The sequence below is a fragment of the Pseudomonas sp. JL3 genome (assembly GCF_031570575.1).
Lineage (GTDB): Bacteria > Pseudomonadota > Gammaproteobacteria > Pseudomonadales > Pseudomonadaceae > Aquipseudomonas > Aquipseudomonas cucumis.
In genome coordinates this window covers 109,149-134,808 of the sequence record NZ_JAKWJK010000014.1, presented here as the reverse complement: position 1 = coordinate 134,808, position 25,660 = coordinate 109,149, and the positions used below count along the sequence as shown (strand labels likewise).

The window sequence follows — 25,660 nt, the reverse complement described above, 5'->3', positions numbered from 1 at the left end:
CCCGCGAAGCTTTTGCTTGTTGTTTGTTAGGTTTCGGATTGGAGTCTGGCAATGCCGTTACGCGAAGAGTGTCTGTGGGAAAAACTGACGCCGCAAAGGCCCGACAACGTGGCGCTCAAAGGCGAGGTGACAGTGGATGTCTGCGTCATCGGCGCCGGTTTCACCGGTTTGTCGGCGGCGGTGCATCTGCTGGAACAAGGTAAAAGTGTCTGTGTGCTGGAAGCGCATCGCGCCGGGCATGGCGGTTCGGGGCGTAACGTCGGGCTGGTCAACGCCGGGATGTGGATACCACCGGATGAAATCGAAGCCGGTTTCGGCGAGGCGGTCGGCAGCCAGCTCAACCGCATGCTGGGTGCGGCGCCGTCGCTGGTGTTCAGCCTGGTCGACAAATACAACATCGATTGCCAGTTACGCCGCGAAGGCACGCTGCACATGGCGCACAACGCGCGTGGTGAAGCGGATCTGCGCAGTCGCGAAGAGCAATGGAAACGTCGCGGCGCACCGGTCGAGCTGTTGACCGGTCAAGCCTGCGAACAAGCAACGGGCACCACAAAAATCGCCGCCGCGTTGCTTGATCGGCGTGCCGGCACGATCAACCCGATGGCCTACACCACGGGGCTGGCCAACGCGGCCATCAGCCTCGGCGGTCAGCTGTTCGATCATTCCCCGGTGACCCGACTTGAACGTCAGGGCCAGCGCTGGTCGGTACAGACCGCCCAAGGCTCGGTGCTGGCCGAGCAGGTAGTCATCGCCTCCAATGCTTATACCGAAGGCGACTGGACGGAGCTGCGGCGCAATTTCTTCCCCGGTTATTACTATCAAGTGGCCTCGGTGCCGCTGACCGAAGACGCCGCGCAACAGATTCTGCCCGGCGGCCAGGGTTCTTGGGACACCCGGCAGGTGCTCAGCAGTATCCGTCGCGATGCCGAAGGGCGGTTGTTGCTCGGCAGTCTTGGCAATGGCAACCAGAAACCGACCTGGTTCCTGAAAGCCTGGGCCGACCGTGTGCAGCAGCACTACTTTCCTTACCTGAAACCGGTGGAGTGGGAGTGCACCTGGACCGGTTGTATCGCTTTCACGCCGGATCATTTGATGCGCCTGTTCGAGCCGGCACCGGGATTGGTGGCCGTCACCGGTTACAACGGTCGGGGCGTGACCACCGGTACAGTGGTCGGTAAAGCCTTTGCCGATTATTTGTGTAATGGAAATCCTCAAGCCCTGCCGATTCCCTTCGCCCCGATGCAGCCATTGGCAGGTGTGGGGCTACGAAGCTGTCTATATGAGGCTGGATTTTCGCTGTATCACGCGGGCCAGTGCTTGCGGATCGTGATCTGATTGTTGAAATATGTTGCTGAAAGCGGCGCTTTTCGGCGAAGCGGCTAGCCTGTAATGGTGCGGGTTGTAGCAGTCTGCGCACCAGCAGTGTGCAGTTCGGTGACGCGAGCTGTTACAGGCTGGTTGCACATCGTTTGGCGCTGCGGTTGCAATGATGGCGCGCGCGGGTTGCGCCTTTAAGAATAAATGGTTTCACCTCCCGCGGTTTAGACGGTTGCACGCCCAATGAAAATGGGCCCGAAACAGTCGAAAAAACAATAAGGCAGCGACTTTTCCCAGAATAAAAAACCGATGGCACGGCCCTTGCTCTGAGCATTCAGTGAAGTCGCAGTGCCAACTAAAAAAACCTTGGAGCACCACCTCATGTCCCAGACGTTTTACAAGAAAGGCTTTCTGGCCCTCGCAGTGGCAACTGCGTTGGGTGTTTCTGCGTTTGCTCAGGCTGACATCAAGATCGGCGTAGCGGGTCCAATGACGGGCGCCAACGCGGCATTTGGCGAGCAGTACATGAAGGGTGCGCAGGCAGCGGCTGATGCAGTCAACGCCGCTGGCGGTGTCAACGGGGAAAAAATCGTACTGGTCAAAGGTGATGACGCCTGCGAACCGAAACAGGCTGTGACAGTCGCCAAGGACCTGACCAATCAGAAAGTCGCTGGCGTAGTCGGTCACTTCTGCTCCTCGTCGACCATCCCGGCCTCCGAGATCTACGACGAAGCGGGCATCATCGCGATCACGCCAGGTTCCACCAACCCGGCTGTTACCGAGCGCGGTCTGAGTGCCATGTTCCGTATGTGTGGGCGTGACGACCAGCAAGGCATCGTGGCCGGCGACTACATCGTCGACGTGCTCAAGGGCAAGAAAGTCGTGGTTCTGCACGACAAGGATACCTACGGTCAAGGTCTGGCGGATGCTACCAAGGCTCAGTTGGCCAAGCGCGGCGTGACGCCGGTCCTGTACGAAGGCCTGACCCGTGGCGAAAAAGATTTCAGCACCATCGTCACCAAAATCCGCGGCGCTGGCGCCGACGTCGTTTACTTCGGTGGCCTGCACCCGGAAGCCGGTCCTCTGGTTCGTCAACTGCGTGAGCAAGGTCTCAAAGACGTCAAGTTCATGTCCGACGACGGCATCGTAACCGACGAACTGGTGACCACCGCTGGCGGTCCGCAATTCGTTGACGGCGTGCTGATGACCTTTGGTGCCGACCCACGCCTGCTGCCAGACAGCAAGACCGTAGTGGACGAGTTCCGCAAGAAAGGCACCGAGCCTGAAGGCTACACCCTGTACGCCTATGCTTCGGTCCAGGCTCTGGCCGCAGCCTTCAATGGCTCCAAATCCAACAATGGCGAGAAAGCCGCCGAGTGGCTGAAGAAAAATCCGGTTAAAACCGTGATGGGCGAGAAGACCTGGGACGCCAAGGGCGACCTGAAAGTCTCCGACTACGTGGTTTACCAGTGGGACAAGGATGGCAAATACCACCAGCTGGAAAAACAGAAGTGATATGACTGGTTGATTGCCCGGCGTCTTGTGCGCCGGGCAATCAAAGAACATGTCCGTGTTGTACCTGTCTTTTCTCGTAGAGCTGCATATCAACGTGTTGCGTCGGCGGCTGAACCCCGGTCCGGCGCATCCGGTTTTTGTGCAGTCTCTCAAATGCGTGAGATTGCGTTATGGATGGTATTTTCCTGCAGCAACTGGTCAACGGCCTGACCCTCGGGTCGGTCTACGGCCTGATCGCCATCGGCTACACAATGGTCTATGGCATCATCGGCATGATCAACTTCGCCCACGGCGAGGTTTACATGATTTCCGCTTACCTCGCGGCGATCAGTCTGGCTCTGCTGGCCTACTTCGGTATTGAATCCTTCCCCCTGTTGATGCTTGGCACACTCGTCTTCACCATCATCGTCACGGCGGTGTATGGCTGGGTCATCGAGCGCGTCGCCTACAAACCGCTGCGCAACTCCACCCGACTGGCACCGCTGATCAGCGCCATCGGTATTTCGTTGATCCTGCAAAACTATGCACAGATTTCCCAAGGCGCCCGTCAACAAGGCGTACCGACACTGCTGACCGGTGCATGGCGAGTTGAAGTTGGGACCGGCTTCGTCCAGCTGACCTACACCAAAATCTTCATTCTGATCGCAGCGTTTGTCGGTATGGCCCTGCTGACCTACGTCATCAAGTACACCAAGCTCGGCCGTATGTGCCGCGCCACCCAGCAAGACCGCAAGATGGCCTCGATCCTGGGGATCAACACCGATCGCGTCATCTCCTACGTGTTCATCATCGGTGCCGCGATGGCAGCCCTGGCGGGTGTGCTGATCACCATGAATTACGGCACATTCGACTTCTACGCGGGCTTCATCATTGGCATCAAGGCATTCACCGCCGCGGTGCTCGGTGGGATCGGCTCGCTGCCTGGGGCGATGCTCGGCGGGATTATTCTCGGGATCTCCGAGTCACTGTTCTCAGGCTTGGTCAACTCGGACTACAAAGACGTTTTCAGCTTCTCGCTGCTCGTTCTCGTTCTGGTCTTTCGGCCCCAAGGCCTGCTCGGCCGTCCTCTTGTGTCGAAGGTGTAAGCGATGTCTTCAACCACTAAAAAAACCATTGATCTCAAAAGAAGCCTGGTTGACGCGATTCTTGCCGGCCTGGTAGCCCTGATTGTGTTCGGCCCGATTGTCGGTGTAGTCCTGGACGGCTACGGCTTCAACCTGGAGGCGACCCGGGTGGCATGGATTGTTGCCATCGTCATGGCCGGCCGCTTTGCCTTGAGCCTGTTCCTGCAAACCCCCAAGGGCCTGAGAATTCTTGAAGGCTTTGAAAGCACCGGCTCCGGGGTTCATGTACTGCCGCCTGATTACAAATCCCGCTTGCGCTGGATCATCCCGGTGATAATCGTTATCGCCGTGGTGTTTCCGTTTTTCTCCAACTCCTACCTGCTGGGCGTGGTCATCCTCGGGCTGATCTACGTATTGCTGGGCCTGGGGCTGAACATCGTGGTCGGCCTGGCCGGCCTGCTCGACCTGGGTTACGTGGCGTTCTACGCCATCGGTGCCTACGGGCTGGCGCTCGGTTATCAATACCTGGGGCTGGGTTTCTGGACGGTGCTGCCGCTGGCGGCAATCACTGCCGGGTTGGCCGGTTGCATCCTGGGTTTCCCGGTGCTGCGCTTGCACGGTGATTACCTGGCGATCGTGACCCTGGGGTTTGGTGAAATCATCCGGTTGATCCTCAATAACTGGCTGTCCCTGACTGGAGGTCCGAACGGCATGGCGGCTCCGTTGCCGACCTTCTTCGGCCTCGAGTTCGGTAAAAGAGCGAAGGAGGGCGGCGTCCCGTTCCATGAGTTCTTCGGCATCGCCTATAACCCGGACGTGAAGTACTACTTCATATACGCGGTATTGTTTCTGGTGGTTCTGGCCGTGCTGTACATCAAGCACCGCTTGACCCGCATGCCCGTCGGTCGCGCGTGGGAAGCCTTGCGCGAAGACGAAATCGCCTGCCGTTCCATGGGCTTGAATCACGTACTGGTCAAGCTGTCGGCGTTCACCATCGGTGCATCGACTGCCGGTCTGGCGGGTGTGTTCTTCGCCACCTATCAGGGTTTCGTCAACCCGACTTCATTTACCTTCTTCGAGTCGGCACTGATCCTCGCCATCGTGGTGCTCGGCGGCATGGGTTCGACCATCGGCGTGGTGATTGCGGCGTTCGTGCTGACGGTCGCCCCGGAACTGCTGCGCGGCTTCGCCGAATATCGCGTGCTGCTGTTCGGCATCCTGATGGTGTTGATGATGATCTGGCGACCGCGCGGCCTGATCCGGATCAGCCGTACCGGTGTGACCCCACGTAAAGGAGTGGCGCCATGAGCGAAGAAATCGTTCTCTCGGTCGAAAATCTGATGATGCACTTTGGCGGCATCAAGGCCCTTAGTAACGTAAGCCTGCAAGTCAAACGCAACTCGATTTTTGCCTTGATCGGCCCCAACGGTGCGGGCAAGACCACGGTGTTCAACTGCCTGACCGGGTTCTATAAAGCGTCCGGCGGGCATATCGAACTCAATGCCCGTGGGGTGAAAACCGACGTCATCAAAATGCTCGGGGAACCGTTCAAGGCCGTTGATTTCGTTTCGCCGAAAAGCTTCGTCAGCCGGCTCCACTACAAGATGTTCGGTGGCACGCACCTGATCAACCGTGCCGGTCTGGCGCGGACTTTCCAGAACATTCGCCTGTTCAAGGAAATGTCGGTGCTGGAAAACCTGCTGGTGGCCCAGCACATGTGGGTCAACCGCAACCTGCTTTCGGGCATCTTCAACACCAAGGGTTACCGCAAAGCCGAAAGCGATGCGCTGGACCATGCGTTCTATTGGCTGGAAGTGGTGGACCTGGTGGACTGCGCTAACCGCCTGGCCGGTGAACTGTCCTACGGTCAACAACGCCGTCTGGAAATCGCCCGGGCCATGTGCACCCGGCCACAGATCATCTGCCTCGACGAACCGGCCGCCGGCCTTAACCCTCAGGAAACCGAAGCGCTGAGCGCGATGATCCGGCTGCTGCGCGACGAGCACGATCTGACCGTGGTACTGATCGAACACGACATGGGCATGGTAATGAGTATTTCCGACCACATCGTTGTACTGGACCACGGCGTTGTCATTGCCGAGGGCGGGCCTGATGCGATTCGACACGATCCGAAAGTGATTGCCGCCTACCTGGGCGCCGAAGAAGAGGAAGTGGTATGAGTGCACCCATCCTCGAACTCAAGGATCTGGACGTGTTCTACGGACCGATTCAGGCCCTGAAGAAAGTCTCGTTGCACATCAATGAAGGTGAAACCGTCAGCCTGATCGGCTCCAACGGCGCCGGCAAATCGACCCTGCTGATGTCGATCTTCGGCCAGCCACGGGCCGCTGACGGGCAGATCATCTACCAGGGTGTGGATATCACGCACAAGTCGTCCCACTACATTGCGTCAAACGGCATCGCTCAATCGCCGGAAGGCCGGCGGGTGTTCCCTGACATGACCGTCGAGGAAAACCTGTTGATGGGCACCATTCCTATCGGTGACAAGTACGCCAAGGAAGACATGCAGCGCATGTTCGAGTTGTTTCCACGGCTCGAAGAGCGGCGTACCCAACGCGCCATGACCATGTCGGGCGGCGAACAGCAAATGCTCGCCATCGCCCGGGCGCTTATGAGCCGGCCGAAGCTGTTGCTGCTCGATGAGCCGAGCCTGGGGCTGGCGCCGATTGTGGTGAAACAGATCTTCGCGACCCTGCGGGAACTGGCAAGCACCGGTATGACCATCTTCCTGGTGGAGCAGAACGCCAACCACGCCCTCAAGTTGTCGGACCGGGCGTACGTGATGGTCAACGGCGAGATTCGCCTCAGCGGCACCGGCAAGGAGCTGCTGGTGAACGATGAGGTGCGTAACGCCTACCTCGGCGGCCACTAACCGAAAAGCCCAAAAAACGCCCTGACGAACTCCACGTCAGGGCGTTTTTTTATGCTCGCAGAAGCTCCTGCACAGGATGGTGCTTTGAGGTAAAGGGAAATTGTGGAAAACAATATTCATGACCTCTCAAAGCGCGACATAAAGCCGCTGCAAATTGCTGTTTTGTCACGGTTTTGACTTGTCCCCGTTTGCTGTGGAGCTGGCTGTGAATAACGTGGGAGTAGCTGGCTGAAAGCCTTTGAATCCGTGGCTTACAGAGATGTGGTTGTTTTTTGATCAGGTGTTTTTACTGGACCTCGAGCCGGCTTTGTCAACCTTTTTGTTAGGGGCAAACAGGTTATGAATCGAGGCGGACAAGCCTGTGGATAAGTCTGTGGTTAAACTCTGGAAAGAGTCCGCTGAGGGCCGTAGTTACTGGCTTGGCGCCATCGTCGGTTTGACCGCCCGGTCGTGCAAATTGCCCGGGGCTACACAGCAGGCCCCCGAGGGTCAAGCAAAAAACTTTCTAATCTGCCCGCAAAGCCTTGTGGACAGCGGCTTGCAGCTTTTGCACTTGCCCCCGGAAACTGTGGACCGGCCTGTGGATAAGGTGCGCGTACATGGCTGCAAGCCACGGCCCATATGGCGTTGCCGGTGTTGATTGTTTTTTGTACGGTTTTTACGATGGTTGCCGCTGTGGACAAGGCCGGGCATGCTGGCAACTGATTTTCTATTCCAAGGGCTGTCGATCAGCCGAAGCAAGGAGAACACGATGTCCAACACCCTGTTTATTACCGGCGCAACCTCCGGTTTTGGTGAAGCCTGTGCCCGTCGTTTTGCCGAAGCCGGCTGGAAACTGGTGCTGACAGGTCGTCGTGAAGAGCGCCTCAATGCCCTGTGCGCTGAGTTGTCGAAGCAGACCGAGGTCCATGGCCTGGTGCTCGACGTACGGGATCGCAAGGCCATGGAGGAGGCGATTGCCAACCTGCCGCCGTCCTTCGCCAAGCTGCGCGGGCTGATCAACAACGCCGGCCTGGCCTTGGGCGTGGACCCGGCCCCCAAGTGCGATCTTGATGATTGGGACACCATGGTCGACACCAACATCAAAGGCTTGATGTACAGCACTCGCCTGTTGTTGCCGCGTTTGATCGCTCATGGTCGTGGCGCCAGCATCGTCAACCTCGGTTCGATCGCCGGCAACTACCCGTACCCGGGCAGCCACGTGTACGGCGCGAGCAAGGCGTTCGTCAAACAGTTCTCCCTGAACTTGCGTTGCGACCTGCAAGGTACGGGCGTGCGGGTCAGCAACATCGAACCGGGCCTGTGCGAAAGCGAGTTCTCGCTGGTGCGTTTCGCCGGTGACCAGGAGCGTTACAACGCCACGTACGCCGGCGCCGAGCCGATCCAGCCGCAAGACATCGCCGAGACCATTTTCTGGGTGCTCAACGCACCGGCCCACATCAACATCAACAGCCTTGAGCTAATGCCGGTGAGCCAGACCTGGAGCGGGTTTGCCATTGAGCGTAATGCCAAGGCGTAAGGCCGGGATAGACAAAGCAGGACATAAGGTAGACTCCTTCCCAATAACCCCGCCGCACCCCGCGGTTTCAAGGTTTTCAGAGGAGTCTACGTGAGTAACCGAGGTGAGCAGTCGCTGCTCAAACAATCGACCATCCTGATGTTCGCCGTGGCGATCGCCGGGATCGTCACCGGTTTTATTTCTGGTGCCCAATCCATCCTGTTCGATGGTTTTTTCTCGTTGATCGCGACCTTCATCAAGGTCCTTATGTTGATCACCGCCAAACTGATCGCCAAAGAAAGCAACCATCGCTTCCAGTTCGGCTTCTGGCACCTGGAGCCCATGGTGCTGCTGATCGAAGGCAGTTTTCTGTTGTTGATTGCGATCTACGCCTTTCTCAACGGTGTGTTCGGCATTATCAATGGCGGTCGTGAGATCGAGCTTGGGTTGGTGATCATCTACGCGGCGGTGTTCACCGTCGTCGAGTTCGCTTATTTCTTCTACGTCCGCCATCGCAATCGAAAGCTCAAATCAACGCTGATCCAGTTCGACAACATCAGTTGGCTGGTGGACGCGATGCTTTCGGTGGGCCTGCTGGTCAGTTTTCTCGCGGCGCTGCTGCTCAAGAGTCAGGGCTATGACGAGTGGGCGGTGTATGTCGACCCATTGATCCTGATTCTGCTGGCGCTGAGCATGCTGCCACCGGCCTTCAAGATTCTCGGCCCAGCGTTGCAAGATGTGCTGGGGATTGCTCCCGATCAATTGAATGACACCGTGCGCCAGGTTATGGACGTGGCCAAAGTCGAACATGGTTTCGACGACTACATCTCCTACGTGCAGAAGCACGGACGGGCGCGGTTTATCGAGATTCACGTGGTGTTGCCGGCGGATTACCGGCTGCAGAGCGTGAAACAGCTGGATGCGCTGCGGGAGGAGATTTCCGCGAAGCTCGGCAAGCCGGATGCGGCGAGATGGTTGACCATCAGTTTTACCGGGGACAGGAAGTGGATTGCCTGATTGGCTGGTGACCTGTGGCGAGGGGGCAAGCCCTCTCGCCACAAAAAACTCAACCGAGGTAGTCAGCCAACCCGCGATAACAGGTCGCCAAGTGATAAGGCGTGGTCGAAGGCATGTCCTTGCGGCTTACTTCGCCCTGCTCATCGCGACACTCATACCAGCCACCCGCATGTAAAAAGCGCTGTTGCAGCGCCTGCAATTGGCGCTGCACGGACGCTTCGCTGCCCGGGCGCAAAGTCAGGGCACGCAGGTATTCGGCTTGGGCCCAGATGCGTTGGGTCGCATCACGAGGATGGTCGTCCAGCTCCAGCATCGCGCACACAGCCCCGGTCTGTTGATCCACGCCCAGTTGCTCGGTAAACGTAAAGGCGCGGTCCAGCGAGGCATGCAGTTTGGAGCCGCGCAGCAAGGGTGAGGACTCCAGCAGGAAATACCATTCGAACTGATGGCCCGGCTCGAACCAGTTATCCACAGCGCCCAGCGGCTTTTCCATCAATACCGCGTGTTGCGGGTCGATGAAGCGCTTCTGCATGGCTGTGCATAACTCGATAAGCGCGCTCTGCACAGCAGCGTCCTCGCGCACTGAAAGGATGGCGAGGAAGGCTTCGGCCAAATGCATCAATGGATTCTGCAGCGGCCCGGAGTTGAGCGAGGACCAATCACGGTCCAGGCTGGCTTCGTACAGGCCGTCGCCTGTGGCGAAGCGTTGCGCCAACACTTCCAGGGTGGCGTTGAGCACCGACTCCACCAGCGGTTCGCGCCCCTTGTCCCAGTAATGGGCGCAGGCGAACAGGATGAAGGCGTGGGTGTAGAGGTCTTTGCGCTGATCCAGCGGCGCACCTTGCGGGTCGATGCTGTAGAACCAGCCGCCATGCTCGGCATCGTGGAAATGCTGTTGCAAGGATCGGAACAGTGCCGCCGCACGTTCTTCGGCTTGCGGCACTTGGCCGATCAGGCTGGCAAACAGGTACAGCTGCCGCGCGCAAGCCATGGCCCGATAGCGCTGAGGTGGCAATGGTCGATGCTCGGCGTCCAGCGCTTCATACGGCAATGCCATGTCGGCGTTCCAGCCGGGGCCTTGCCAGAGCGGCACGATCACGTCCTGGAAGTGCTGTTGCACCAAGGCGAACAGGGCGGTCAATTCAGGCTGGGAAGCAGAGCGGGAAACAGAGGGCATTGGCTGGCGTCGTCACGGCAGGGGCGATTGCGCGACATGGTAGCAGAGTGAGCGCGTCGATCGTTCCCACGCTCCGCGTGGGAATGCCTCATTGGACGCTCCGCGTCCGCTTCGAAAGGGACGCGGAGCGTCCCGGGCTGTATTCCCACGCAGAGCGTGGGAACGATCAATCAACCCGCCAGCAACCAGGCGCCGGTCATGGCTGAAGCCGCACCCGCCAGTCGAATCAACGGTGCCGCGGCCTGAGGCAAGACGCGAACCACCGCATAACCTGCGGCATGCAAAGCCGCTGTCGCTGCCACAAACCCCGCGGCATACGCCCATGGGCTCGACATCTCCGGCAACTCCAGACCATGCGCCACGCCATGAAACAGCGCGAACAATGCGGTCGCAGTCACCGCCAGGCTCAACGGCGGACGCACCGCCAAAGCCACCGCCAGGCCCAATGCCAATACCGATGCGGCAATCCCGCTTTCCAGTGCCGGCAGGTTCAGCCCTTCAAACCCCAGCAGGCCGCCGATCAGCATAGTGCCCACGAACGAGCACGGCAGCGCCCAACGCGCGGCGCCTTTCTGCTGCGCGGCCCACAACCCCACGGCAACCATTGCCAGCAAGTGATCGAGGCCGCCGATCGGGTGGCTGATGCCGGCCATCAAACCATTGTCGCCGTGGCCCGGGTGAGCGAACGCGATGGCCGGGGTCAACAGCAGGGCCATGGTGCCCAGAATGCGTTTCAGTGTCATGGATAAGCTTCCTTGTTGATAAGTGTGATCAGGCCGCAGTCAGCAAGCCCTGGCGTTCGATGAAGGCGATGATTGCTTCCAGGCCCTGGCCGGTTTTCTGGTTGCTGAAGACGAACGGTTTGCCGTTGCGCATGCGCTGGGTGTCGCTGTCCATCATCTCTAGCGAGGCGCCTACCAGCGGCGCGAGGTCGATCTTGTTGATCACCAGCAAATCGGATTTGCAGATCCCCGGCCCGCCCTTGCGCGGCAGTTTGTCGCCGGCCGAAACGTCGATCACGTAGATAGTCAGGTCGGACAGTTCCGGGCTGAAGGTCGCGGAGAGGTTGTCGCCGCCTGACTCCACCAGAATCAGATCCAGCCCCGGGAAACGCCGATTCAGTTGATCCACGGCTTCGAGGTTGATCGAGGCGTCTTCGCGGATCGCGGTGTGCGGGCAGCCGCCGGTTTCCACGCCGATGATCCGCTCGGGCGCCAGGGCTTCGTTGCGCACAAGAAAGTCGGCGTCTTCGCGGGTGTAGATGTCGTTAGTCACGACGGCCAGGTTGTAGCGATCACGCAGGGCCAGGCACAGAGCCAGGGTCAGGGCGGTTTTGCCGGAACCGACCGGCCCGCCGATACCGACGCGCAGAGGTTGTGTGTTCATGTGATTCTCCAAAATAAAAGGCCCTAGGAACGGAACAGACGGCTGTACTGGCGCTCATGTGCCATGCACGCCAGGGACAGGCCGAAAGCGGCGCTGCCAGTGTGTTCGGGGTTGATTCGGGTGGCGTTTTGCTGCGCCTGTTGCAGCAGCGGCAGCAGTTCGCTGGTCAAGCGCTGGGCGGCTTGCTGGCCCAGAGGCAAGGTCTTCATCAGCACCGCCAATTGGTTTTCCAGCCAGCTCCAGAGCCAGGCGGCCAGCGCATCTTGGGGGCTGATCTGCCAGGCGCGGGCCGCCAGCGCCCAGCCAAGGGCCAGATGCGGTTCAGGGCATTGGTCGAGAAAGGCCCGGGCGGGTGCATCCAGTTCCGGTAAACCGTTGAGCAGTTGCTTCAACGAATACCCCATCTGCCGACTTTCCTGATGCAGTTCGCGGGTTTCCCGGCTGGCGCGATGTTCTTCGCAGCGTTGCAGCAGTTCGGCCCAGTTTTCTTCGGCCGCGGCAATGCAATGGGCGAGCAGTAGCGGCGCTTCGAAACGCGCGAGATTGAGCAGCAACTGATCGCTGATCCAGCGCCGCGCGCTGTCGGGATCGTCCACGCGGCCGTTATCCACAGCCATCTCCAGACCCTGGGAATAGCTGTAGCCGCCAATCGGCAGCTGCGGGCTGGCCAGACGCAGCAGCGCCCAGGCTGGGTTCATAAACGCACGCCGAACTGGTGCAGTTTCGGCGGGTAGTTGAAATCCTCGTCACCGTGCCGCGAATGGTGATGGCCGCCACCATAGGCACCGTGTTCCGGCTGGAATGGCGCTTCGATGTTCTCGGCGTGGGCGCCCAGTTGCTCGAGCATGGCCTTGAGCACGTAATCGTCGAGCAGGCGCAACCAGCCATCACCGACTTGCAGGGCCACATGGCGGTTGCCCAGGTGATAGGCGGCGCGGGTCAGTTCAAAGGCGTTGGCGCAGGTGACGTGCAGCAGTTGTTCGGGGCGAGCGCAGACGCGAACGACGCGCCCGTCTTCGGCTTGCAGGCATTCGCCGTCATACAGCGGCGGCTGACCGCGCTCCAAAAACAACCCGACGTCTTCACCCTCGGCACTGAAACAGCGCAAACGGCTTTTGCTCCGGGCTTCGAAGGTCAGGTGCAACTCGGCGGCCCAGACGGGTTGAGGGTCGATTCTGCGATGAATCACCAGCATCGGAAGGCTTCCAGCAATGGACAATGCTCAGGGATAGAGCAAGGGGCTTGCCAATCGGGTGATAGGTAGGAAATGCCTGTCGGAGCGTGAAGGGTGGTTCAGGATGTTGCAGGGTTTTGATTGAAGTTGGTGCGAGAGGATTTTTTGCGCACCAAATTGCAGCGAGTGCCCGCTCCCACAGGGTGAAGTGCGTTACTCGGTGCTGCCGAGGCCTTGCCAGTGTTTTAGGCCGATGAAGATGAAGCGCAATTGCTGCGTGATCTTCGCCTGCGGCGTCAAATGCTCGGGTAGCGCCTCGGCCGGGGGATCAATAATGTCGGGCAGTGTCGCGAACACGCTTTTGACGATCAGATCAGCCATGACACTCAAGCCTGCGATGTCCAGATGCTGCAGTTTCGGCATCAGTGACAAGTCAGCCGCCAAATCCGAGCTGATGTCTTCGCGCAAGCGGCCAATGGCCTGGCGCACCGGCAGTGAACCGCCGTACTGTTCGCGGGCAAGAAACAGGAACTGCGAGCGATTGGCCGTGACCACGTCGAGAAAGATTCGTACCGAGGCGTCGATGATGCCGCCCATGACGAACTCGTTATGGCGCACCAGCCGGATGGTTTCACGGAAGGTCTGACCGACTTCGCTCACCAGCACCAGGCCCAGTTCATCCATGTCGGCGAAATGCCGGTAGAAACCGGTGGGTACGATCCCGGCGGTCCTGGTCACTTCGCGCAGGCTCAGGCTGCCGAATCCTCGGCCGCTTTCCATCAAGTGGCGAGCAGCGTCCATCAGGGCGTTGCGGGTCTGTTGTTTCTGTTCGGCGCGGGGCAGCATCGCAAGGGTGTTTTCTGGACAGGGACAGCGGCGCACTCTAGCAAATCGGCATCGCTGGCGTCGAACGACTATCGGGAGATCACGCGGGGAGATGCAGCTTCTATAAAGTCAAAAGCCCAATCCGGGGATTGGGCTTTTTTTCGGGGCCGCCATGGGCTCAGCTCACAGCGCTGTTGCGTTCGATTACACGGTCACCACCGCCTTCAGCCAGGGTCTGGCCTTGTGGAGTGCGGTCGGAACCGTCAGCCGCCAGGGTCTGGCCTTGTGGGGTGCGGTCGGAACCGTCAGCCGCCAGGGTCTGGCCTTGTGGGGTGCGGTCGGAACCGTCAGCCGCCAGGGTCTGGCCTTGTGGGGTGCGGTCGGAACCGTCAGCCGCCAGGGTCTGGCCTTGTGGGGTGCGGTCGGAACCGTCAGCCGCCAGGGTCTGGCCTTGTGGGGTGCGGTCGGAACCGTCAGCCGCCAGGGTCTGGCCTTGTGGGGTGCGGTCGGAACCGTCAGCCGCCAGGGTCTGGCCTTGTGGGGTGCGGTCGGAACCGTCAGCCGCCAGGGTCTGGCCTTGTGGGGTGCGGTCGGAACCGTCAGCCGCCAGGGTCTGGCCTTGTGGGGTGCGGTCGGAACCGTCAGCCGCCAGGGTCTGGCCTTGTGGGGTGCGGTCGGAACCGTCAGCCGCCAGGGTCTGGCCTTGTGGGGTGCGGTCGGAACCGTCAGCCGCCAGGGTCTGGCCTTGTGGGGTGCGGTCGGAACCGTCAGCCGCCAGGGTCTGGCCTTGTGGGGTGCGGTCGGAACCGTCAGCCGCCAGGGTCTGGCCTTGTGGGGTGCGGTCGGAACCGTCAGCCGCCAGGGTCTGGCCTTGTGGGGTGCGGTCGGAACCGTCAGCCGCCAGGGTCTGGCCTTGTGGGGTGCGGTCGGAACCGTCAGCCGCCAGGGTCTGGCCTTGTGGGGTGCGGTCGGAACCGTCAGCCGCCAGGGTCTGGCCTTGTGGGGTGCGGTCGGAACCGTCAGCCGCCAGGGTCTGGCCTTGTGGGGTGCGGTCGGAACCGTCAGCCGCCAGGGTCTGGCCTTGTGGAGTGCGATCGGAACCGTCAGCCGCCAGGGTCTGGCCTTGTGGAGTACGGTCCGAGCCGTCCTGAGTAATCAGGCCTTTTTCTTTCAGGCGATCATTGCCACCTTCGGCCAGGGTCTGACCTTGTGGGGTGCGGTCGGAACCATCAGCGGCGACGGTCTGGCTGAACACCGAGTGGCTGTCTTTGGCTTGTGGAGTGGCCTGATCAGCGGCCGGCAAAGCAAAAGCGGTGCTGGCTAACATCGAGAGGGTCAGGCTAAGCAGTAATTCGCGTTTCATGATGGGTTGCTCCTTGGGAGGGCGATAAAGTGGGTACGAGGTCAATGCTACTCTCGATAAGTCGATATAAAAGTTCATAAAGGCAATGGTAATAATCAACAGAATTGATTGTTCGGCCGCGGTGCTCTAGAACAGGTGTTTCCGGCGAGTTTTTTTGCACTGGGGTGGGTATTTTCGACCCACTCTCGCCTCGCAAAAGTGCGGGTGCGGTAACGCCGGATGAGGGAGCAGGGTGTCCCCAACCGATTATTTGAGTGTTAAGCGCCTATTCGGTTAAACCTGCGTGCCATTTCCCAGTCCTAAATGTCATGGCAGGCCGGTTCTGGCCTAACGTTTCATCAGTGCGTCGCTGTCGGGGCGCTCAGTCGTATTCAGGAGCCCTGTGCAATGACGCGCACTCGTAAAATTCTTGCCTGGACCTTCGCCAGCCTCGTTGTCCTGCTGGCCGTCCTGGTGCTGATCATCGCGTTCTTCGATTGGAACCGGATCAAACCGCCCCTGAACGCCAAAGTGTCCGAAGAACTGCATCGTCCGTTCACCATCAATGGCAACCTTGCGGTGATCTGGCGGCGCGAGCCTGATGAGGGCGGCTGGCGGGCCTGGGTGCCGTGGCCGCATGTGGTGGCCGAGGATTTGAGCCTGGGCAACCCGGACTGGTCGAAGCAGCCGCAGATGGCCACCCTCAAACGCGTGGAGCTGCGCATTTCGCCGCTGGCCTTGCTGGCGCAGCGGGTAGTGATCCCGCGCATCGACCTGACCGAACCCAATGCCGACCTGCAACGTCTGGCGGACGGCCGCGCCAACTGGACGTTCAAGTTCGATCCCAAAGATCCCGACGCCGAGCCTTCGAACTGGGCGCTGGACATCGGTGCCATCGGCTTCGACAAGGGCCACGTCACGCTCGACGACCAGAAGCTGAAGACCCAGCTTGATCTGCTCATCGATCCGTTGGGCAAACCGATTCCGTTCAGCGACATTGTTGGCGACAAAGCGGCAAAAAAAGCGCTTGAAAAGGGTGGCTCGCCACAGGATTACGCCTTCGCATTGAAGGTCAAAGGCCAATACCACGGTCAGAATCTCGCGGGTCAGGGCAAGACCGGCGGCTTGCTGGCTTTACAGGACACCACCAAGCCGTTCCCGCTTCAGGCGCAAATGAAGATCGCCGACACCAGCGTCGAACTGGCCGGCACGCTCACCGATCCATTGAACCTCGGCGCCCTGGATTTGCGCCTGAAACTGGCCGGTGCCAGCCTGGGTAATCTTTATCCGCTGATCGGCGTGACGCTGCCGGATACCCCACCTTACGCCACCGACGGGCACTTGATTGCCAAGCTGCAAGAGCCGGGCGGGGCGGTGTACCGTTATGAGGCGTTCAACGGCACCATTGGTCAGAGTGACATCCATGGCAACCTGACCTACATGGCGAGCCAGCCGAGGCCCAAACTCAGTGGGGCACTGGAGTCCAATCAACTGCTATTTACCGACCTGGCCCCATTGATCGGTGCCGATTCCAACGCCAAGCAAGAGGCCCGTGGCGGTGAAAGCAAGCAGCCGGCGGACAAGCTGCTGCCGGTCGAGGAGTTCAGGACTGAACGTTGGCGCGACATGGACGCTGATGTGGAGTTCACCGGCAAACGCATCGTCCACAGCGCAAAACTGCCGTTCAACGATCTCTACACCCATGTGGTGCTGACTGATGGTGTGCTCAGCCTCGAACCCCTGCGTTTCGGTGTGGCCGGTGGCAATCTGGATGCGCAGATTCGTCTGGACGGACGCACCGAGCCCTTGGAAGGTCGGGCCAAACTGACCGCGCGCAAGTTCAAGCTCAAGCAGTTGTTCCCCACCTTGGAGCGGATGAAAACCAGTTTTGGTGAGCTTAATGGCGACGCCGATCTTGTCGGTCGGGGCAACTCGGTAGCCAAGCTGCTGGGCACTGCCGACGGCAATTTGAAGATGTTGATCAATGACGGCGCGATCAGCCGCGAGTTGATGGAGTTGGCGGGGCTCAACGTCGGCAACTATGTGGTCGGCAAGATCTTTGGTGACAGGGAAGTGAAGATCAACTGCGCGGCGGCCGATTTCGAGATCAAGGCCGGTCTGGCGACCACGCGGCTGTTCGTTTTCGATACCGAGACCGCGATCGTTTATGTCGACGGCACGGCAAACATGGCGACCGAGCAACTGGACCTGACCATTTCCCCGGAATCCAAGGGCTGGCGTTTGATTTCGCTGCGTTCGCCGCTGTATGTGCGGGGCAAGTTCATCAAGCCGGATGCGGGAGTGAAACCGGTGCCGTTGATGCTGCGTGGGGCCGGAATGGTTGCACTGGGTGTGATCGCCGCGCCGGCGGCGGGCTTGCTGGCGCTGATAGCGCCGAGCGGTGGTGAGCCGAATCAGTGTGCGCCGTTGCTGGAGCAGATGAAGGCGGGCAAGGCGCCGGTGACGGTTAAGCCCACCCGGTAACAAACCGGTAGATCAAAAGATCGCAGCCTTCGGCAGCTCCTACGCGCCTGTGGGCGCTGCCGCAGGCTGCGATCTTGGCAATAGACCAGACAACCGGGCTTCTTCCTGCAACCACGCAAAAAACGCCCGCACCGGCGGATGCCGTTCACGGCCCGGTACGCACAGCGCGCTGTATCCGGCCCCATCGACTTGAATGTCACCCCGATAAGGCAACAGCAAGCCGCTGGCCACACTCTCCGACACCAGAATATTGCTCGCCAGCACCAGGCCTTGCCCGGCGATGGCGGCTTGCAGGGCGTAATGCTCCTCGTCGTATTCACGCACCACCGGTTGCGCAGCCAGCCAGGTTTCGCCGGACTGCGCGCACCAGGCCTCCCAGCCATGGGCGTACAGCTTGGAGTTGTGCCAGCGCACGCTGATCAGGGTCGGTACCCGACTGGCCGGCAGGGCCACTTGTTCAGGCGAGCCATAGACCCCGAAGAATTCGTCGAACAGGCACAAACCATAAAGGTTCGGGTAATCGTCGAGGCTGTAACGCACCACCAGATCGACGCTGGCGTCCTGATGCAAATCGATCACTTCGCAGTGAGTGTCCAGCCGCAGGCTGATATTCGGATGGCGGGCGTAAAACCGTCCCAACCGTGGCACCAGCCAAAGGGCTGCGAACGCGGCGGTGGTGGAAATCGTCAGGTTCGTGCTGCTGCGTTGCGGGCGCAAGGTATCGACGCTTTGCGCCACTTCGAGCAGGGCGCCATGCAGACTGCGAAACAACCGTTCGCCGCACTCGGTGAGGCGCACCTGGCGTGGCAGTCGTTCGAACAACGGCACGCCGAGCCAGTTTTCCAGGGAGCGGATCTGGTGCGAGACCGCCGTCGGCGTTACGGAGAGCTCTTCGGCGGCGGCCTTGAAACTCAACAGGCGTGAGGCGGATTCGAAGGCGCGCAGGGCGGTCAGCGGCAACGAGGCAAACATTTTAGAACTCCATGGATGAAATGGATTCATCCAGACTGATTTTTGTTCATTTGAAGAGAGGCAGTCACGCGCTTCAAGCTGCATGCACAAGCCGTTTCAGTTTAGCCCTTAAAGGAGATTCAGATGAGCAGAATTCTTGCCATTCACGCCAGCCCCCGTGGCGACCGTTCACATTCGCGGCGTTTGGCCGAGGTGTTTCTTAGCGCCTGGCAGGTCCGCAACCCGCAGTCGCAATTGACCCGTCGAGAAGTCGGTCGGGCGTTGATTCCGGCCGTTAACGAAGCGTTTGTGGCGGCCGCTTTCCATCCAGAACCTGAAGCGCGACCGCTGTCGATGCAGGCCGACCTGGCACTCAGCGATGAATTGGTGGGGGAGTTGCTCGGTCATGATCTGTTGGTGATTTCCACGCCGATGTACAACTTCAGCGTGCCCAGCGGCCTGAAGGCCTGGATCGACCAGATTGTGCGGCTCGGGCTGACGTTCAATCACACCCTGGACAACGGCATCGCTCAGTATGAACCGCTGGTGCAGGGCAAGAAGGCATTGATCGTCACCAGTCGCGGCGGGTTCGGTTTCGGCCCCGGCGGTGAACTTGAAGCGATGAACCATGCCGATCCATTGCTGCGTACGGCACTGGGGTTTATCGGCATCACCGACGTCACCGTGGTCGCCGCCGAGGGCGAAGAGTCCGCCGAGCGCACCTTCCAGGTGTCCGTGGCCGAGGCCGAGCAGCGTTTGCTGGCGCTGGCCAGGGAGTTCTAGATGGCCTGGGTGTTCCTGCTGATCGCCGCCGGGTTCGAGGTCACCTTCGCCATGGGCATGAAGTACGCCGAAGGCTTCACCCGGCTCTGGCCCTCGGTGATGACCGTGGTGGCCGCGGTGGGCGGGATTTACTTCTTGACCCTGGCCATGCGCGAATTGCCGGTAAGCATCGCCTACCCGATCTGGACCGCCATCGGTTCACTGGGCACGGTGTTTCTCGGCTTCGCACTGCTGGGCGAAAGCCTGACTGCGCTCAAGCTGGTGTCGGTCGGGCTGATTGTCGCGGGTGTGGTGGGGTTGAAGTAGAGGATGTCATAGACTGGTCGTCGAGTTGTCATCTGGGGTGGCGATGCTTGGCTGATGCCTTGCATCCAGCCTTGCTTCATCTCACCGACCACAAGGATGTTTATCCATGTCGCAAGGCTCCGCCACGCGTTACCCGTTGGTGCTGGTCCCGGGGATGCTCGGGTTTATCCGTCTGCTGCTTTATCCCTATTGGTTCGGAATCATTTCGGCATTGCGCCGGGATGGGGCGACCGTGATTGCGGTGCAGGTCTCGCCGCTTAATTCCACCGAGGTACGCGGCGAGCAATTGCTGGCGCGGATTGAGGAAATTCTGCGCGAAACCGGGGCCGAGAAAGTCAATCTGATCGGCCACAGCCAGGGCTCGCTGACCGCCCGTTACGCCGCGGCTAAACGCCCGGACCAGGTGGCTTCGGTGACCTCGGTGGCCGGGCCGAATCACGGCTCGGAACTGGCAGACCATCTGCACACCCATTATCCGGCTGACAGCGCCAAGGGCCGGCTCCTGAGCTTTTTGCTTTGGTTGATCAGCGCGTTGATGTGCCTGCTGGAAACCGGCTATCGCGGGCCGAGACTGCCGGTGGATATCCCGGCTTCGCACCAATCCCTGACCACGGCGGGCGTGGCGCTGTTCAATCAGCGTTATCCCCAAGGCCTGCCTGACACTTGGGGCGGGCATGGTCCGGAAGTGGTCAATGGCGTGCGTTATTACTCCTGGTCCGGGACGTTACAGCCGGGCAAGACCGATCGCGGGTGCAACCTGTTCGACGGGACCAATCGCAGTTGCCGGTTGTTTGCCAGGACTTTCGTGCGTGAGGCGGGGCATTGCGACGGGATGGTCGGGCGTTACAGCTCGCATTTGGGGACGGTGATCGGTGATGAATACCCGATGGATCACTTTGATATCGTCAACCAATCGCTGGGGTTGGTGGGCAAGGGCGCAGAGCCGGTGCGGTTGTTTGTCGAGCATGCAGCGAGGTTGAAGGCCGCCGGTGTGTGAACGGCAGTGAGACCGCGTTATCGTTCTTCGCGGGCAAGCCTCGCTCCCACAGGTTTTGTGTCGGACGTCGGCAATGAGCACGACACCAAACCTGTGGGAGCGTGGCTTGCCCGCGAAAGCGTCATATCAGGCAGCGCTGATCTTACGGCCCAGCACGGTGGTCCAGCGCTCCGACAAAATCACCCCACCCAACGTCAATACCCCACCCACCAGGTGATACAGCGCCAACTGCTCATGCAGCACCACCGCCGCAATCAGCGCCGTAATCAACGGCAGCAAATTGAAAAACAGCGTGGTCCGGCTTGGCCCCAGGCGCACCACGGCCTGCATCCACGCCAGCGGCGCAAGCATCGAGGCCAGCAGGCAGGCATAGAGCACCAGCGGAATGTTCTGCAGGGTCGGGCCGATTTTCGGTGAGGCGAGGAACAGCGGAAACAGCACCACCACCGCGACCAACACCTGCAAATACAGCAACACCAGCGGCGGCAAACGCAGCTGCCATTTTTTCAGCAGGGTGCTGTAAATCGCATACGCCAGCGTGGCGATCAGCATCATCGCGTCACCCAGGTTAACCCCGTGCTCCAGCAACGCACCAAGGCTGCCGGACGACACCACCACCAAGACACCCGCAAACGACAACACCGCGCCAGCCAGTGCGCCAGCGGTCAGGCGTTGGCCGAGGCTGACAATCGCCATGGCCAGCGACATCAAGGGCATCAGCGACAAAATGATCCCCATGTTGGTGGCCGAAGTCAGCGTCGCAGCGAAGTAAGCCAGGCTTTGATAAACCGCCATGCCAAGCACCCCGAGGATGAAAATCCTGCCCAGGTTCGGGCGGATCAACGGCCAGTGGGCGATCACCGGTTTAAGCATGAAAGGTGTGAACAGCAGTGCGGCCAGCAGCCAGCGGTAGAAACCGATTTCGGCGGGAAAGATCGCACCCACCGCGAGTTTGTTGATCACGGTGTTGCCGGCCCAAATGAAGATGGCCAGCAGGGGATAAGCGTATTGCATCGGGGAAAACCAGAACGTTAATGAAGGGTGATTATCCGCTTGTCTGGATCAACGCCTATACTTCGATCCAGACAACCTGCCTCTGATTCCGGACAGCATGAATAGCAAACACATTGATCTGCTGGATTTCAGCGAGCTGCCGGCCCCGGTCTATTTCCGTTATGCCGACTTCAACACCCATGAATACGCCTCGGCCCACCATCATCCTTGGGGCACCCTCGAGTATTCGGCCAATGGGGTCTTGCACATGGAGATCGGCAGCCGCCGCTTCATGTCGCCGCCGCAATACGCGGTGTGGGTGCCGCCCGGGTCCGAGCACAGTTTCTATAGCAATCAGCCGATCAACTATCGCGCGGTCTGCCTCGCGCCGACGCTGTGTCGTGATCTGCCGCAGCAGGCCTGCACCCTGGCGATCAGCGACATTCTCAAGGCGATCCTGAAAGACTTCGCCGCCCGCGATGTGAAAATTCCCGAGCACGATGCAGACAAGCGACTGGCTCAAGTGCTGGTGGACCAACTGCAACAGGCGCCGATGCATGAGTGCTACTTGCCCTACGCCAGCAGCCCCGGGCTGCTCGCAATTCTTGAAGCCTTGCAGACCGAGCCTGGAGATAACCGGCCATTGGCGCACTGGGCCGCGCACATTCACGTCAGTGAGCGCACGTTGGCCCGGCAGTTTGTCCGCGAGTTGGGCATGAGTTTCGGTGAGTGGCGGCAACGGTTGCGGTTTCTGGCGGCGATCGAGTCCCTGGACAGCCAGCGCAGCATTCAGGAAATCGCCTTCGACATGGGCTACAGCACCGGCTCGGCCTTTATCGCGATGTTTCAGCGTCAGGCCGGGTGCACGCCTGAGCAATATCGACGCAGCCACCTCGATAGCAGGTGAACGTGTAACAGGCTTTGTCTACACTCCGAAACAAGGCCGCATCCATCGGTGCGGTAACAAGGAGAACACTCCATGAAGATGTTGCGTGCCCCGTTGTTGATGATCGGTTTGCTGCTCTGCTCCCAGGGTTTCGCCGCCACTGCCCAACAGAACAAAATGACCACCTGCAATGCCGACGCTACCGCAAAAAGCCTCAAGGGCGACGAGCGCAAAGCCTTCATGAGTACCTGCCTCAAAGCCGCGCCGGCCGCCGATGCCGCCAAGCCCATGACCCCTCAACAAGAAAAGATGAAAACCTGTAATGCCGACGCCACGACCCAGGCGCTCAAGGGCGATGCGCGCAAAGCCTTCATGAGCGAATGCCTGAAGAAAAAATAAGCAGCGCGGTCAGCTCGGGAAGCTTGGTGGCCGGTAAGGTCGGCCGACACAATCCCTAGTGCTCGCCCCGGAACGCTGGCAGACTGCCAATCCTTTTACGTAGTTCGTTTTGAGGCTGTATGTCAGCGTTTTCTCAACGTCAGGTTTTGTTGCTTATCAGCTGGGTCATCATTTTTGGTGGTTTGCTGCTGGTGCTCCCTCTGCGATTGTTGCCCAGCTTGCTGGCCGGGTTGTTGGTGTTCGAACTGGTCAACATGCTCACGCCGCAATTGCAGCGGCTGATCGAAGGCCGTCGTGCGCGCTGGCTGGCGGTGGCGTTGCTGGGGACATTAGTGGTCAGCGTGCTGGCGCTGATCTTTGCCGGTGCGATCAGTTTTCTGCTGCACGAGGCGGAAAACCCCGGCGCTTCTCTCGATAAATTCATGGTGGTGGTCGACCGCGCGCGCGGGCAGTTGCCGCCGTTCATCGACGCTTACTTGCCGGCCAGTGCCGCCGAGTTTCGCGTGGCCATCGGCCAGTGGATGAGCAAGCACCTCAGTGACTTGCAACTGGTGGGCAAGGACGCAGCGCACATGTTCGTGACGCTGCTGATCGGCATGGTGCTGGGGGCGATCATCGCCTTGCAGCGAGTGCCGGATGTGACCAAGCGCAAGCCTTTGGCCGCGGCACTGTTCGACCGTTTGCACCTGTTGGTCCAGGCGTTTCGCAACATCGTTTTCGCCCAGATCAAGATTTCCCTGCTCAACACCTTCTTCACCGGAATCTTCCTCGCGGTGGTCCTGCCGATGTTCGGGATCAAGCTGCCGCTGACCAAAACCCTGATCGTGCTGACCTTCCTGCTCGGCTTGTTGCCGGTGATCGGCAACCTGATCTCGAACACCTTGATCACCATCGTCGGCTTGTCGCTATCGATCTGGGTGGCGGTGGCGGCGCTGGGTTACCTGATTGTGATCCACAAGCTCGAATATTTCCTCAACGCACGCATTGTCGGCGGGCAGATCAGTGCCAAGTCGTGGGAGTTGCTGCTGGCAATGCTGGTGTTCGAAGCCGCGTTCGGCCTGCCGGGGGTGGTGGCGGGGCCGATTTATTACGCGTATCTGAAGAGTGAGTTGAAGCAGGTGGGGATGGTGTAACCCCGCCCGATCATTCCCACGCTCTGCGTGGGAATGCATCCCGTGACGCTCCGCGTCACAGCCTCAACAGCGGACGCAGAGCGTCCATGGCGGCATTCCCACGCAGAGCGTGGGAACGATCATTACGCGAGGGTGCCGTAGCGTTTCATCGCCTCGATCGCCAACCCGCTGCCGATACTGCCAAAGATGTTGCCTTCCACGTGCTGCGCATTCGGCAGCATCGCCGAGACGCTATTGCGCAGTGCCGGAATCCCGCTCGAACCGCCGGTGAAGAACACGGTGTCCACCTGATCGACCCGCACGTTGGCGTCGTTCAGCAACTGGGTCACGCTGTTGCGCACCCGCTCCAGCAGGTTGTCGATGGCCGATTCGAACAGTGCCCGGCTCAGTTCCACGCTCAAACCCGGTTCGATCCGATCCAGCGGCACATGGCGGCTGTCGGCGTGGGTCAGCTGGATCTTGGTTTCTTCCACTTCCATGGCCAGCCAATGCCCGGCGCGCTGGTCGATCAGCTTGAACAGGCGATCGATGCCGCCGGTGTCCTCGATGTCGTAACGCATGCTGCCCAGGGCCAGGGTCGACTTCTGCGAGTACACCGAGTTGATGGTGTGCCAGGTCGCCAGGTTCATGTGGTGGCTGGTCGGCATATAGGCGCCGCTCTTCATCCGGCTACCGTAACCGAACAGCGGCATCAGGCCTTGCAGGCTCAGCTGCTTGTCGAAATCGGTCCCGCCGATGTGCACGCCACCGGTGGCGAGAATATCGTCGTGACGGTTATCGTGATTGCGGCGCTCAGGGGACAGGCGCACCAGCGAGAAGTCCGACGTACCACCGCCGATGTCCACAATCAGTACCAGCTCTTCTTTTTCGATGGTCGACTCATAGTCGAACGCCGCCGCAATCGGTTCGTACTGGAAAGAAACGTCCTTGAAGCCGATGGCACGGGCTACATCCACCAGGGTGTTCTCGGCTTCCTGGTCGGCCATTTCATCGTCATCGACGAAAAACACCGGACGGCCCAGCACCACTTCTTCGAACTCCCGACCGGCGGCGGTTTCGGCACGCTTTTTCAACTGGCCGATGAACAGCCCGAGCAGGTCCTTGAACGGCATCGCCGTGCCGAGGACGCTGGTGTCGTGCTTGATCAGTTTGGAGCCCAGCAGGCTCTTGAGCGAGCGCATCAGCCGGCCTTCGTAGCCTTCCAGATACTCGTGCAGCGCCAGCCGGCCGTACACCGGGCGGCGTTCTTCCATATTGAAGAAGACCACCGAGGGCAGGGTGATCTTGTCGTCCTCCAGCGCGATCAGCGTTTCCATGCCGGGGCGCAGCCAGCCGACGGTGGAGTTGGACGTGCCGAAGTCGATACCACAGGCACGGGCTGGAGATGCGTTTTTCATGTCTTTCAAGTTCCGGTTAAAAAACGGCCGCGCAGTGTATGTCAGTGCGGCGAAGATTCGAAGGCCGACTATCCGTTAAATCGCAGTGATCAGCGCTTGAAAGATGGCCAATTACCCCCAAAC

25 protein-coding genes and 1 pseudogene are annotated in these 25,660 nt (G+C 60.0%); 15 read left to right on the top strand and 11 right to left on the bottom strand.

Annotated elements, in window-relative coordinates:
- Nucleotides 1-51 precede the first annotated feature (51 nt).
- The 8 genes from MMG91_RS21820 to MMG91_RS21785 all read left to right on the top strand — a co-directional run bounded on the left by MMG91_RS21820 (nucleotide 52) and on the right by MMG91_RS21785 (nucleotide 9,304).
- Nucleotides 52-1,335, top strand: coding sequence for an FAD-binding oxidoreductase (locus MMG91_RS21820; RefSeq protein ID WP_310660665.1), 1,284 nt, complete (start codon nucleotides 52-54; stop codon nucleotides 1,333-1,335).
- Between the two features lie 363 nt (nucleotides 1,336-1,698).
- Nucleotides 1,699-2,832, top strand: a complete 1,134-nt coding sequence (locus tag MMG91_RS21815; RefSeq protein ID WP_305447986.1) for an ABC transporter substrate-binding protein — start codon at nucleotides 1,699-1,701, stop codon at nucleotides 2,830-2,832.
- A gap of 170 nt (nucleotides 2,833-3,002) precedes the next feature.
- Complete coding sequence (locus MMG91_RS21810) at nucleotides 3,003-3,917, top strand: ABC transporter permease subunit (RefSeq protein ID WP_030128310.1); 915 nt, start codon at nucleotides 3,003-3,005, stop codon at nucleotides 3,915-3,917.
- 3 nt (nucleotides 3,918-3,920) lie between these two features.
- Entirely contained in the window at nucleotides 3,921-5,204 is a 1,284-nt protein-coding gene (livM, locus tag MMG91_RS21805; RefSeq protein WP_310660664.1) for a high-affinity branched-chain amino acid ABC transporter permease LivM, read from the top strand.
- The gene (locus tag MMG91_RS21800) at nucleotides 5,201-6,076 is read left to right on the top strand and encodes an ATP-binding cassette domain-containing protein (protein WP_310660663.1); all 876 of its coding nucleotides are present in this window, start codon (nucleotides 5,201-5,203) and stop codon (nucleotides 6,074-6,076) included. The genes livM and MMG91_RS21800 overlap by 4 nt, the downstream gene beginning before the upstream one ends.
- Nucleotides 6,073-6,789 carry an ABC transporter ATP-binding protein gene (locus tag MMG91_RS21795; protein ID WP_030128307.1) on the top strand — a complete coding sequence of 239 codons (717 nt, stop codon included), beginning with the start codon at nucleotides 6,073-6,075 and terminating at the stop codon, nucleotides 6,787-6,789. The genes MMG91_RS21800 and MMG91_RS21795 overlap by 4 nt, the downstream gene beginning before the upstream one ends.
- A gap of 751 nt (nucleotides 6,790-7,540) precedes the next feature.
- Nucleotides 7,541-8,308 (top strand): SDR family oxidoreductase, encoded by a 768-nt coding sequence (locus tag MMG91_RS21790; RefSeq protein WP_095052905.1) that lies wholly within the window; start codon nucleotides 7,541-7,543, stop codon nucleotides 8,306-8,308.
- A 90-nt stretch (nucleotides 8,309-8,398) separates the two neighbouring features.
- On the top strand, nucleotides 8,399-9,304 hold the full coding sequence (locus MMG91_RS21785; protein WP_305447988.1) for a cation diffusion facilitator family transporter: 906 nt from the start codon (nucleotides 8,399-8,401) through the stop codon (nucleotides 9,302-9,304).
- Nucleotides 9,305-9,353: 49 nt separating this feature from the next.
- Here the strand turns inward: MMG91_RS21785 and MMG91_RS21780 are convergent, their stop codons facing one another.
- The 8 genes and pseudogenes from MMG91_RS21780 to MMG91_RS21745 form a co-directional block, all read right to left on the bottom strand.
- On the bottom strand, nucleotides 9,354-10,481 hold the full coding sequence (locus MMG91_RS21780; protein WP_310660662.1) for an AGE family epimerase/isomerase: 1,128 nt from the start codon (nucleotides 10,479-10,481) through the stop codon (nucleotides 9,354-9,356).
- A 170-nt stretch (nucleotides 10,482-10,651) separates the two neighbouring features.
- Entirely contained in the window at nucleotides 10,652-11,224 is a 573-nt protein-coding gene (locus tag MMG91_RS21775; RefSeq protein WP_310660661.1) for a HupE/UreJ family protein, read from the bottom strand.
- Nucleotides 11,225-11,252: 28 nt separating this feature from the next.
- Entirely contained in the window at nucleotides 11,253-11,867 is a 615-nt protein-coding gene (gene ureG / locus MMG91_RS21770) for an urease accessory protein UreG (protein WP_038360437.1), read from the bottom strand.
- Between the two features lie 23 nt (nucleotides 11,868-11,890).
- Nucleotides 11,891-12,565: an urease accessory protein UreF gene (locus MMG91_RS21765; RefSeq protein ID WP_310660660.1), complete on the bottom strand. Its 675-nt coding sequence runs from the start codon at nucleotides 12,563-12,565 to the stop codon at nucleotides 11,891-11,893.
- Nucleotides 12,562-13,062: an urease accessory protein UreE gene (gene ureE, locus MMG91_RS21760; RefSeq protein ID WP_310660659.1), complete on the bottom strand. Its 501-nt coding sequence runs from the start codon at nucleotides 13,060-13,062 to the stop codon at nucleotides 12,562-12,564. The genes MMG91_RS21765 and ureE overlap by 4 nt, the downstream gene beginning before the upstream one ends.
- A gap of 192 nt (nucleotides 13,063-13,254) precedes the next feature.
- Nucleotides 13,255-13,887, bottom strand: a complete 633-nt coding sequence (locus tag MMG91_RS21755) for a TetR family transcriptional regulator (protein ID WP_008009759.1) — start codon at nucleotides 13,885-13,887, stop codon at nucleotides 13,255-13,257.
- A 157-nt stretch (nucleotides 13,888-14,044) separates the two neighbouring features.
- Nucleotides 14,045-14,476 carry a hypothetical protein gene (locus MMG91_RS21750; RefSeq protein WP_310660685.1) on the bottom strand — a complete coding sequence of 144 codons (432 nt, stop codon included), beginning with the start codon at nucleotides 14,474-14,476 and terminating at the stop codon, nucleotides 14,045-14,047.
- 186 nt (nucleotides 14,477-14,662) lie between these two features.
- Nucleotides 14,663-15,229: pseudogene (locus tag MMG91_RS21745) on the bottom strand (hypothetical protein); the annotation flags it as partial.
- A 387-nt stretch (nucleotides 15,230-15,616) separates the two neighbouring features.
- Here MMG91_RS21745 and MMG91_RS21740 point away from each other — a divergent pair.
- Nucleotides 15,617-17,692, top strand: a complete 2,076-nt coding sequence (locus tag MMG91_RS21740; protein WP_310660658.1) for an AsmA family protein — start codon at nucleotides 15,617-15,619, stop codon at nucleotides 17,690-17,692.
- 39 nt (nucleotides 17,693-17,731) lie between these two features.
- Here the strand turns inward: MMG91_RS21740 and MMG91_RS21735 are convergent, their stop codons facing one another.
- Entirely contained in the window at nucleotides 17,732-18,664 is a 933-nt protein-coding gene (locus MMG91_RS21735; protein ID WP_310660657.1) for a LysR substrate-binding domain-containing protein, read from the bottom strand.
- A 123-nt stretch (nucleotides 18,665-18,787) separates the two neighbouring features.
- Here MMG91_RS21735 and MMG91_RS21730 point away from each other — a divergent pair, with 123 nt between their 5' ends.
- The 3 genes from MMG91_RS21730 to MMG91_RS21720 all read left to right on the top strand — a co-directional run bounded on the left by MMG91_RS21730 (nucleotide 18,788) and on the right by MMG91_RS21720 (nucleotide 20,729).
- A complete protein-coding gene (locus MMG91_RS21730; RefSeq protein WP_305447996.1) occupies nucleotides 18,788-19,426 on the top strand; it encodes an FMN-dependent NADH-azoreductase in 639 nt (212 codons plus the stop codon).
- The gene (locus MMG91_RS21725) at nucleotides 19,427-19,732 is read left to right on the top strand and encodes a multidrug efflux SMR transporter (RefSeq protein WP_310660656.1); all 306 of its coding nucleotides are present in this window, start codon (nucleotides 19,427-19,429) and stop codon (nucleotides 19,730-19,732) included. It begins immediately after the preceding gene.
- 106 nt (nucleotides 19,733-19,838) lie between these two features.
- A complete protein-coding gene (locus MMG91_RS21720; RefSeq protein ID WP_305504245.1) occupies nucleotides 19,839-20,729 on the top strand; it encodes a triacylglycerol lipase in 891 nt (296 codons plus the stop codon).
- Nucleotides 20,730-20,855: 126 nt separating this feature from the next.
- On the opposite strand, the gene MMG91_RS21715 is transcribed toward MMG91_RS21720, so the two are convergent.
- Nucleotides 20,856-21,743 carry a DMT family transporter gene (locus MMG91_RS21715; protein ID WP_123358647.1) on the bottom strand — a complete coding sequence of 296 codons (888 nt, stop codon included), beginning with the start codon at nucleotides 21,741-21,743 and terminating at the stop codon, nucleotides 20,856-20,858.
- A gap of 97 nt (nucleotides 21,744-21,840) precedes the next feature.
- Between MMG91_RS21715 and MMG91_RS21710 the strand changes: the two genes are divergently transcribed.
- From MMG91_RS21710 to MMG91_RS21700, 3 genes are all read left to right on the top strand, one after another.
- Nucleotides 21,841-22,629 (top strand): helix-turn-helix transcriptional regulator, encoded by a 789-nt coding sequence (locus MMG91_RS21710; protein ID WP_310660655.1) that lies wholly within the window; start codon nucleotides 21,841-21,843, stop codon nucleotides 22,627-22,629.
- A 72-nt stretch (nucleotides 22,630-22,701) separates the two neighbouring features.
- Nucleotides 22,702-23,007, top strand: coding sequence for a PsiF family protein (locus tag MMG91_RS21705; protein ID WP_305447999.1), 306 nt, complete (start codon nucleotides 22,702-22,704; stop codon nucleotides 23,005-23,007).
- A gap of 119 nt (nucleotides 23,008-23,126) precedes the next feature.
- Entirely contained in the window at nucleotides 23,127-24,140 is a 1,014-nt protein-coding gene (locus MMG91_RS21700; RefSeq protein WP_310660654.1) for a hypothetical protein, read from the top strand.
- Nucleotides 24,141-24,262: 122 nt separating this feature from the next.
- On the opposite strand, the gene MMG91_RS21695 is transcribed toward MMG91_RS21700, so the two are convergent.
- Nucleotides 24,263-25,537 (bottom strand): Hsp70 family protein, encoded by a 1,275-nt coding sequence (locus MMG91_RS21695; protein WP_305448001.1) that lies wholly within the window; start codon nucleotides 25,535-25,537, stop codon nucleotides 24,263-24,265.
- Nucleotides 25,538-25,660: the final 123 nt, after the last annotated feature.

What these genes read in the sequence shown, in the direction of transcription:
- ureG (WP_038360437.1), bottom strand. Translation starts at nt 11,867, where the DNA reads ATGAACACACAACCTCTGCGCGTCGGTATCGGCGGGCCGGTCGGTTCC.
- MMG91_RS21705 (WP_305447999.1), top strand. Translation starts at nt 22,702, where the DNA reads ATGAAGATGTTGCGTGCCCCGTTGTTGATGATCGGTTTGCTGCTCTGC.
- MMG91_RS21820 (WP_310660665.1), top strand. Translation starts at nt 52, where the DNA reads ATGCCGTTACGCGAAGAGTGTCTGTGGGAAAAACTGACGCCGCAAAGG.
- MMG91_RS21730 (WP_305447996.1), top strand. Translation starts at nt 18,788, where the DNA reads ATGAGCAGAATTCTTGCCATTCACGCCAGCCCCCGTGGCGACCGTTCA.
- MMG91_RS21800 (WP_310660663.1), top strand. Translation starts at nt 5,201, where the DNA reads ATGAGCGAAGAAATCGTTCTCTCGGTCGAAAATCTGATGATGCACTTT.
- MMG91_RS21735 (WP_310660657.1), bottom strand. Translation starts at nt 18,664, where the DNA reads ATGTTTGCCTCGTTGCCGCTGACCGCCCTGCGCGCCTTCGAATCCGCC.
- MMG91_RS21810 (WP_030128310.1), top strand. Translation starts at nt 3,003, where the DNA reads ATGGATGGTATTTTCCTGCAGCAACTGGTCAACGGCCTGACCCTCGGG.
- MMG91_RS21725 (WP_310660656.1), top strand. Translation starts at nt 19,427, where the DNA reads ATGGCCTGGGTGTTCCTGCTGATCGCCGCCGGGTTCGAGGTCACCTTC.
- MMG91_RS21780 (WP_310660662.1), bottom strand. Translation starts at nt 10,481, where the DNA reads ATGCCCTCTGTTTCCCGCTCTGCTTCCCAGCCTGAATTGACCGCCCTG.
- MMG91_RS21710 (WP_310660655.1), top strand. Translation starts at nt 21,841, where the DNA reads ATGAATAGCAAACACATTGATCTGCTGGATTTCAGCGAGCTGCCGGCC.
- MMG91_RS21765 (WP_310660660.1), bottom strand. Translation starts at nt 12,565, where the DNA reads ATGAACCCAGCCTGGGCGCTGCTGCGTCTGGCCAGCCCGCAGCTGCCG.
- MMG91_RS21795 (WP_030128307.1), top strand. Translation starts at nt 6,073, where the DNA reads ATGAGTGCACCCATCCTCGAACTCAAGGATCTGGACGTGTTCTACGGA.
- MMG91_RS21740 (WP_310660658.1), top strand. Translation starts at nt 15,617, where the DNA reads ATGACGCGCACTCGTAAAATTCTTGCCTGGACCTTCGCCAGCCTCGTT.
- MMG91_RS21790 (WP_095052905.1), top strand. Translation starts at nt 7,541, where the DNA reads ATGTCCAACACCCTGTTTATTACCGGCGCAACCTCCGGTTTTGGTGAA.
- ureE (WP_310660659.1), bottom strand. Translation starts at nt 13,062, where the DNA reads ATGCTGGTGATTCATCGCAGAATCGACCCTCAACCCGTCTGGGCCGCC.
- MMG91_RS21755 (WP_008009759.1), bottom strand. Translation starts at nt 13,887, where the DNA reads ATGCTGCCCCGCGCCGAACAGAAACAACAGACCCGCAACGCCCTGATG.
- MMG91_RS21695 (WP_305448001.1), bottom strand. Translation starts at nt 25,537, where the DNA reads ATGAAAAACGCATCTCCAGCCCGTGCCTGTGGTATCGACTTCGGCACG.
- MMG91_RS21715 (WP_123358647.1), bottom strand. Translation starts at nt 21,743, where the DNA reads ATGCAATACGCTTATCCCCTGCTGGCCATCTTCATTTGGGCCGGCAAC.
- livM (WP_310660664.1), top strand. Translation starts at nt 3,921, where the DNA reads ATGTCTTCAACCACTAAAAAAACCATTGATCTCAAAAGAAGCCTGGTT.
- MMG91_RS21720 (WP_305504245.1), top strand. Translation starts at nt 19,839, where the DNA reads ATGTCGCAAGGCTCCGCCACGCGTTACCCGTTGGTGCTGGTCCCGGGG.
- MMG91_RS21700 (WP_310660654.1), top strand. Translation starts at nt 23,127, where the DNA reads ATGTCAGCGTTTTCTCAACGTCAGGTTTTGTTGCTTATCAGCTGGGTC.
- MMG91_RS21815 (WP_305447986.1), top strand. Translation starts at nt 1,699, where the DNA reads ATGTCCCAGACGTTTTACAAGAAAGGCTTTCTGGCCCTCGCAGTGGCA.
- MMG91_RS21775 (WP_310660661.1), bottom strand. Translation starts at nt 11,224, where the DNA reads ATGACACTGAAACGCATTCTGGGCACCATGGCCCTGCTGTTGACCCCG.